We start from the raw sequence: 8,061 nt of genomic DNA on the forward strand, positions 1-8,061 counted from the left end.
GCAAAGCCGTAAGTGCGTCGCATGTGGATTAACATTCATTGGCGAAGAAAAGGTACATTTACATCATGTAGATGGAAAGCATGATAATTGGGACAAAAAGAATCTAGTAGCAATACATGAATCTTGTCACGATTACGTGCATATGAGTAACAGAGGTAAAGTTGTAGCAATACACGAACCATGCAAATCTGAACCTAGCACAAGCAAAAGCGTAAGCTAAGAATATCGGGAGCGCAGTGCGATGAAAATCGCACGCTGCGATGTAGGCAGGCTTTGCAACATGAGGAGTGGTTTTAACCACTTTGATTATAGTTATACTTTGCACGGTCATAATTTGAGGTTAGGGTGTGGGGTGTGGGCTGTCGGGTATGGGGACATTATCGATAGATCGTGTTTTTATCAAAAGCGCAAGCTTTGACCGTGCCAAGTATAGCAACTTAGATTATCTAGATATTCAACGATCGAACTTGCGATCGAATGATTACCATCAATTGCTAATTTAGTATTTAATCTCGGTGGTTGTAATGGTTGGTGTAAAAATTCCCAGTTGGTAGTGAAAAATTGGTCGGGACTAATTACTTGATGATAACTATAGTCCTGCATTCCGTTGAGGATAACTTCGGACTCAGCAAAACCAGAGCGAGTGAGTGAAACAATCGGAATCTCTAATTTCAGAGCTTCTGCATAGGTTGAATATCCTGGTTTTGAGACAACTCGATCGCACAATGGCATAAAATCAACTGGACGATAAGATCGATCGAGAACTTTGACTAGGTTTGGTAAATCTGGGGCATGAGAATCGAGTGTGATAAATTGACGATCTGGAAATTGACTGACATTCTGATAAGGGATGGCATCTAGACTCAATCCGCCGAAGGTAAGTAAGATCGTCTGAGATTTTGGCTGATTTAGATTAAACTTAGCTTGAATTTCGGCTAGTGGATACTTAGGATCGCCACCAGTCAAGCCGACATCTTCGATAACTGGAAACCGATCCATTGATTCGTGCAAGGGAACTCGAAATAATCGATCGCATTGTCCATAACAATCACTAATCCAATCAGCAATAGAACTAAACTCTTTACCCCAATCTCGGCAAATAAAGTCCCAACCAAAATTTCCCGACATCCAACAGGGTATCCCTAATTTTTTAGCAATTAAAGTTGCTAACGGCGGAGCATCACCAAATACTAAGCTGACGTTATGCTCTTGACAAAATGCCACTTCCTCAGCAATTATTTCATCCTGCCTCGCTCTAATACCTTGCCACAGAACTAGGGTTGCGTCTAGATCCATTTTCAGACTATCCGCTTGAACTACTCCCACATCAAACCCACGCTGACGATAGATAAAATCACCATCAATGTAACATTCCAACAACCATCTCGGAGCTGTAGTTACGAGAATCAATTTAATTGATGGTAACAGTTTTTGAAGTTGTCTGGCGATCGACGCAGTTCTCGCAGCATGACCAAAACCGTGATTGGTAATCGCAATATAGATCGTAGGTGGCATGAGCAGAAGGAGGTAAAATTTTAATTTATGAGCTTAGTCAAACATTGCGTTAATTCATCAATTTCGTCAGTAGTCGTGAAGTAATGAGTACAAGCACGAATACAATCAGGATCGACGATCGTGCGGAGATAAAAATGCTGACTTTCTAAAGATTGGACTAATTTAGCATGGTTTCCTGCCTCAACTTGAAAAGATACTAACCCCGATTGCGGTGCCGTATTATTCAGACATTTAATCCCGGCAACTTGTTGTAAACTTTCCCACAGGTAAGTAGCTAAATTGACAATTTTAGTAGCTCGATCGATTCCGCTGCCCCAAGCTGTATGAGTCGCAATTGCAGTACGCAGTCCAGCATACAAAGGATAGGCTGATGTCGCCACTTCGTAACGACGAGCATCATTAACTAAAGGTAAATCTGACTGACTATAATCCAAACTCCGCCAACCAATAAAAGTAGGATCTAAACTTGCTAACGCATCGGGATGAATATACAAACCACCCACTCCTTCAGGGCCACACCACCATTTATGTCCGGTAAAGGCGTAGAAATCTATTCCCAATTCAGCCAATTTTAGGGGCAATAAACCTACTGATTGAGCTGCATCTACTAAGATCCGAATCGGTTGCTCTACATCTAAATATTGACGAATCCCCGCCGCAATTTCAGCTAATGGCAATACTTGTCCAGTATTCCAAAGTACATGGCTGAGGACGACTAATCGTGTTTGTGGTTGTAGATGTGCCGTAATCACAGCGACAGGATCGCCAGTATTGAGAGTAGCTTGGATCGGAAAAAGATCGATCGATACTTGAAAGCGACGACAGATTTCTTTGATACTAGCAATCACGCCTGGATGTTCGCAGTCAGAGAGGAGAATTCGATCTCCAGGTTGCCAATTTAGACCCCATAGCGCAATATTACAACCCGCAGTGACATTTTCGGTGAGGGCGATCGTCTGCGCTGTCACACCTAGCTCGGTCGCGATCGCCTGACGCGTCAAACTTGACTCTCGTGCCACCAATTCGCTAGTTTTCAGTCCAAATGGTCCCTGTGATTGGATCTGCTGATACGCACCAACGATCGCGTCTAGAGCAGCTTGCGGCATTGGGCCTTGTCCGCCATAATTAAAATATATTTTATTTGATAGAGCTGGAAATTGTTGGCGATATCTGTCCATGAGCAAGTCGCAAGTTGAGGATTACTCCGATGGTAACTCGAATATGCGGCTGGGCAATGTTAGGGCAATCGTCAGATTGGGAAGAATATAGTAATCGATCGTCTATTTAATCAACATCAAGATCGATATGAAATCTTCTAACTTTGATACCTCTTCGATCGATCGCAAAGTCATCATGGCTGGTACGGGTCTATTTTTGACGCTGTTTCTGGTCGCCCATCTCGGTCTAAATGCGACTATTTTTGTTGGTGATGGGGTGTTGTTCGATCGCACCGCCGATCTGTTCCGTCATAACTGGGGACTACAAGGTTTAGAAATATTAGTCTGGGGCGGCTTCATTTTCCATATCTATCAAGGCGCGTTACTAACTGTCCAGAACAAGTCGAAACGCAGCACCCCCTACGCTGTTAATCCCACTTCATTCGCTCCCGCCCGCTCGATGAGTCTCCTGGGCGCGATCGTTTTAGCCTTCTTACTGCTCCATCTTTACCAATTTTGGCTGCCTCACGCGTTCCCAGGAGGTGCTGATGGTACTATCGATAGCTTATCCCAACTGATGAAATCGACGATGACCCAGTGGTGGGTAATCGCCATTTATGTCTTGGGTTGTCTGGCTGTCGCCGCCCACTTACTACATGGCTGGCGCAGTGCTGCTAACACATTGGGTCTAGCGGAGCGATATCTCAAACCGATCTCGGTGGTTGGTATTGTACTGGCGATCGGAGTACCATTAGGTTTAGCCGCGATTCCAATTGCTCTGTTCATTAGCTCCCATGCTTGATTCCAAAATTCCAGCGGTACCACTCGCCCAGCAGTGGCAGACATACCAAGAAACCGCACGTTTAATTAGTCCAGCTAATAAACGTCAGTTAGAAATCATTGTCATTGGGACTGGACTTGCTGGAGCATCAGCCGCCGCCACTCTCGCCGAACAGGGCTACAAGGTCAAAGCCTTCTGCTTCCAGGATTCGCCACGCCGCGCCCATAGTATTGCGGCTCAGGGAGGGATTAATGCGGCTAAGAATTATCAAAATGATGGCGATTCTGTCCAACGGCTGTTCTACGACACCATCAAAGGCGGTGACTATCGATCGCGAGAAGCCAATGTCTATCGGCTAGCCACCATCAGCACCAAAATCATCGATCGATGTGTAGCTCAGGGCGTACCTTTTGCGCGGGAATATGGCGGATCGCTCAGTAATCGCTCCTTTGGTGGTACCCAGGTACAGCGGACTTTTTATGCCGCAGGTCAGACTGGTCAACAACTATTGCTAGGTGCCTATCAAGCTTTAGAAAGGCAAGTAGCTTTGGGTCACATCACCATGTATACCCGCCACGAAATGCTAGAAATCGTCCAAATTGAGGGCAAAGCACGCGGTATTATCGCGCGTAACTTGGTGACTGGTGAGTTGGAACGGTATTTCGGTCATGCTGTCCTGCTGTGTTCTGGCGGCTACAGCAATGTCTTTTATCTCTCGACCAATGCAATGGGCAGTAATGTCAGCGCAACCTGGAAAGCCCACAAGCAAGGTGCCTTATTTGCCAATCCTTGCTTTACTCAAATTCATCCTACCTGCATCCCCGTCGCTGGCGAACATCAATCAAAACTCACCTTGATGTCCGAAAGTTTACGTAACGATGGTCGGATTTGGGTACCGAAAACTCCAGGCGATAATCGATCCGCATCAGACATTCCTGAGTCGGAACGCGACTACTTTTTGGAGCGTCGTTATCCAGCCTATGGCAATCTCGTCCCCCGTGATATTGCCTCCCGTGCAGTCAAGGAAGTCTGTGATGCTGGCTATGGTGTAGGTAGCTCTAAACGCGCCGTGTATCTGGATTTTACTGATATTCTGCACCGCGATGGTCGCTCGGTGCTGCAAGATAAGTATGGCAATTTGTTTGCGATGTATACCCAAATTACGGGTGAAGATCCCTACACGGTGCCGATGCGGATTTATCCAGCAGTACATTACACGATGGGCGGTTTGTGGGTAGATTATGAGTTGATGACAACTATCCCTGGTCTATACTGTCTAGGAGAAGCCAACTTTAGCGAACATGGTGCCAATCGACTCGGTGCGTCAGCGTTGATGCAAGGTTTGGCGGATGGTTACTTTACGATCGCCGCGACCATCGGTAACTATCTAGCCCACGATCTCGGCATGAGTCCTGTATCGCTGGAGCGTGCAGAATTTGTTCGAGCTGAAGTAGCGGTCAGGGCACGGCTCGATCGCTTGATCGCCGTTCGGGGTAGCCAGACTGTGACTAGCTTCCATCGCCGTTTGGGTCAAATTCTGTGGGCGAATTGTGGGATCGTCAGAACTGAGGCAGGATTGCGATCGGCTATTCTCGAAATTCAAGCCTTACAATCAGAGTTCTGGCAAGACGTAAAAATTCCTGGTACGGTCGATGCGCTCAATTCCGAGCTAGATCTCGCCCAGCGCGTCGCTGATTTTCTGGAATTGGGGGAATTGATGTGCGTTGATGCTCTCCACCGTCAGGAGAGCTGTGGCTGTCATTTTCGTCAGGAGTTCCAGACCGATCTCGGTGAAGCCCAGCGCGATGATGAAACATACGCTCACGTTGCTGCGTGGGAATATCAGCAAGACCATCAATGGCAGTTTCACTCAGAAGCGTTAAAATTCGAGCAAGCACAGTTTAGTCAACGTTCTTACAAATGAAACTTACCCTCAAAATTTGGCGACAGCCCGACGATCGAACTAAGGGTCGGTTTTTGACTTATCAGCTCGATGACGTGTCGCCAGATATGTCTTTTTTAGAAACGATCGATCTGCTCAACCAAAACCTCATTTTAGCAGGTGCAGAACCGATCTCCTTCGACCATGATTGCCGCGAGGGAATTTGTGGTTCTTGTGCGATGTATATCAACGGTCGTCCCCACGGTAGCGACAATGCTAGTACTACCTGCCAACTCTACATGCGATCGTATCAAGATGGCGATACAATTACGATCGAACCCTGGAGAGCCAATGCTTTTCCGGTAATTAAAGACTTGATGGTCGATCGATCTGCGTTCGATCGGATTATCCAATCGGGTGGCTATATTTCGGTCAATACTGGCAGCGAGGTCGATGCAAATACGATCCCGATTGCTAAAGATATTGCCGATGCCGCTTTTGCCGATGCGATGTGTATTGGTTGTGGAGCTTGTGTCGCGGCTTGTAAGAACAGTTCGGCGATGTTGTTTGTAGCTGCCAAAGTCTCACATCTAGCACTGTTACCTCAAGGTCAGCCAGAGCGTCAACGACGGGCACTGAATATGGTAGCTCAGATGGACGCAGAAGGATTTGGCAGTTGTAGCAACACTGGTACCTGTGCCGCCGTTTGCCCCAAAGAAATTTCTCTAGATACGATCGCGCAGCTCAACCGCGAGTATCGCCAAGCCCGATCTAAAGTCTAGACATTCCAAGTATTGAAGAACAAGGAGATGAAGGAATACGGCAAATGTCGCACTCAGCGGTTGGTATTGGCAGCATGGGATCTGTTGGAATCGGGTGGACAAATGTTGAGTGAGATGAAATCGATTGGGGATTTTGAGATGATCGCTGTGCCTAGTGACGATCTTGGGATTCGATCGGGATTTCCTACTACCTGAGTCATGTGGAGGTTTACGGCTGCCGAAAAAAAGCTCTGGGAAGAATACCTGAAAACCTTTCCCATCGAGTATTGCGTCAAAGCTGATTGACGGACAAAAGTTTGTTAAGACCAGATATGTGTGTGGGCAGTAAACTCGATTCGGTAAGTTTTTTGAAGATATTGTGAATGAGAAGCTTTTTGGGTCTTCAGGATCGATATTAGTAGTAAAAGAGATATCAGAACATAAATCCCAACCATTAACCCACATTCCGCTGTTTAAAGAACGATCGAAATAATTAGGAATGTGGCATGGGAAGGAGATAGTAGCGGCGACAAGCATCGCTGAAGAATTGCAAAATATGCTGTCGCTCATCAGTCAAATTAACAACTTGCTCAACACCTTGGAAAACAACCAGATGAACAGCCATAAAGCACTGAAAAACCCAGCGTAGGGTGGGAGATGCGGTGGGCTTACCTAATTGGTTGGGAATCGTTTCCCCAGCTTGCGCCAGAGCCTGTCGAAGCTGTCGCTGTCTTGACGCGCTTAACTTGGAGGAAACCTCCAAAGCGCGCGTCGCTGACCCAAATTATAGACCAGCAAACACAAAGCCATAATCATGCCCAACGCCGCAATCCGTTTAGGTGACTTGAGAAAAACACTATCGGCAAAAAACAGCGGATCTTTAAGGAAGCGAAACCCCCGCTCCACACCTTGCTGTGCCTTGTACTCACGAAGAGCATCCGACGCACTCAACTGTGTTGAGTCGAGGACATTAGTTGCCAGAATGAAGCGACCACAACGAACACGTTGTGCGGCAATCTCACTGTCGATGGGAGTAACTGACCCGGTAACATGATGGCTAATGCGAGTAGGCACAGCATCTTGCTTCGGTTTTCCAGCTCGATCATAATGAGGCTTTTGCTCACTTTCAACTAATATCCATCGTTGCTGAATATCTGCATACTCACTTAGGGATTCTTTCAGACTATACCCTTTGATGAGACTAGGGGTTAATTCAACTACTTCATCCACTAATCTTGCTGCGGCTTTGATGCTCAAAGGTACTCTAGTCAACCATCGTAATCCGGTCATTGCCGTGAGGTTATCTGCGCTATAAAGCGCGCCGTCAGCTACACACAACCCTTCAAACGTCCACTGTGCTCTAAAATCTTGAAAGAGCTGGGCAAATCTCACTTTATCAGATTGATTTCCACTAGCAATTTCCATCAGGACTGGAATATCTCCATCTCCAACACAGATTAAGTTCATCATAAATTGCTTTAGATCTGGCCGATGGTCTCTAGAATACCCATAGGTAACTTCAATTACTCCAGGCTCTAGCTTTTGATATTCTCCATCAACATGAAATGATGTCGAATCTAGATGAGCTACCTCTGTCTTTACCTCAAACTTATTAGCCGCAGCTAGACCAATCTCTAAGAATAGTTCGCTTAATCCTGCTGCGTATAACTCATCCAATACATTTCCTAAGCGGTCATCATTTAGATGCTCTGGCTTTACTCCTTTTCCCAGTAACTGTTCAGTTGCTTTTCCTTGGAAGAATTGTCCAAACAAGTATAGCGGTGCTGATACGAAGCCTAAACCATTGAGGATCATCGCTTTGACAATGACTCCTGTGCTGACTTTTTCTCTAGGATCTATGCCTAACCGTTGGTTCAGGATCTCGACTATCCCGATTTCATCTACCAATCCTGCTACGATACCCAGATGGTCTAGATTTTCTACGCTGATTGCTGAAGTGATGAT

The 8,061-nt window shown here is 46.2% G+C and carries 7 protein-coding genes and 1 pseudogene; 5 read left to right on the forward strand and 3 right to left on the reverse strand.

Annotated features, from left to right (window positions below):
* Positions 1 to 220 (forward strand): HNH endonuclease (locus tag ACEW9J_RS16930; RefSeq protein ID WP_373546281.1); only part of this gene is annotated, 220 nt, incomplete at its 5' end.
* Between the two features lie 179 nt (positions 221 to 399).
* Here ACEW9J_RS16930 and ACEW9J_RS16935 read toward each other — a convergent pair.
* Together ACEW9J_RS16935 and ACEW9J_RS16940 are read right to left on the reverse strand one after the other, a co-directional pair.
* Complete coding sequence (locus tag ACEW9J_RS16935) at positions 400 to 1,515, reverse strand: glycosyl transferase (protein ID WP_373546282.1); 1,116 nt, start codon at positions 1,513 to 1,515, stop codon at positions 400 to 402.
* 20 nt (positions 1,516 to 1,535) lie between these two features.
* The gene (locus tag ACEW9J_RS16940) at positions 1,536 to 2,693 is read right to left on the reverse strand and encodes an aminotransferase class V-fold PLP-dependent enzyme (RefSeq protein WP_373546283.1); all 1,158 of its coding nucleotides are present in this window, start codon (positions 2,691 to 2,693) and stop codon (positions 1,536 to 1,538) included.
* A gap of 127 nt (positions 2,694 to 2,820) precedes the next feature.
* Between ACEW9J_RS16940 and ACEW9J_RS16945 the strand changes: the two genes are divergently transcribed.
* The 4 genes from ACEW9J_RS16945 to ACEW9J_RS16960 are packed head-to-tail and all read left to right on the forward strand — an operon-like array spanning position 2,821 to position 6,312.
* Positions 2,821 to 3,474, forward strand: a complete 654-nt coding sequence (locus tag ACEW9J_RS16945; RefSeq protein WP_373546284.1) for a succinate dehydrogenase cytochrome b subunit — start codon at positions 2,821 to 2,823, stop codon at positions 3,472 to 3,474.
* Positions 3,467 to 5,377, forward strand: a complete 1,911-nt coding sequence (locus tag ACEW9J_RS16950; RefSeq protein WP_373546285.1) for a fumarate reductase/succinate dehydrogenase flavoprotein subunit — start codon at positions 3,467 to 3,469, stop codon at positions 5,375 to 5,377. Before ACEW9J_RS16945 ends, ACEW9J_RS16950 begins: the two co-directional genes overlap by 8 nt.
* The gene (locus ACEW9J_RS16955) at positions 5,374 to 6,117 is read left to right on the forward strand and encodes a succinate dehydrogenase/fumarate reductase iron-sulfur subunit (RefSeq protein WP_373546286.1); all 744 of its coding nucleotides are present in this window, start codon (positions 5,374 to 5,376) and stop codon (positions 6,115 to 6,117) included. Before ACEW9J_RS16950 ends, ACEW9J_RS16955 begins: the two co-directional genes overlap by 4 nt.
* Positions 6,118 to 6,144: 27 nt before the next feature.
* Positions 6,145 to 6,312: a hypothetical protein gene (locus tag ACEW9J_RS16960; RefSeq protein WP_373546287.1), complete on the forward strand. Its 168-nt coding sequence runs from the start codon at positions 6,145 to 6,147 to the stop codon at positions 6,310 to 6,312.
* A gap of 277 nt (positions 6,313 to 6,589) precedes the next feature.
* Here ACEW9J_RS16960 and ACEW9J_RS16965 read toward each other — a convergent pair.
* A pseudogene (locus ACEW9J_RS16965) lies at positions 6,590 to 8,061 on the reverse strand (IS1634 family transposase).

The organism is Chamaesiphon sp., from assembly GCF_041737865.1.
GTDB lineage: Bacteria > Cyanobacteriota > Cyanobacteriia > Cyanobacteriales > Chamaesiphonaceae > Chamaesiphon.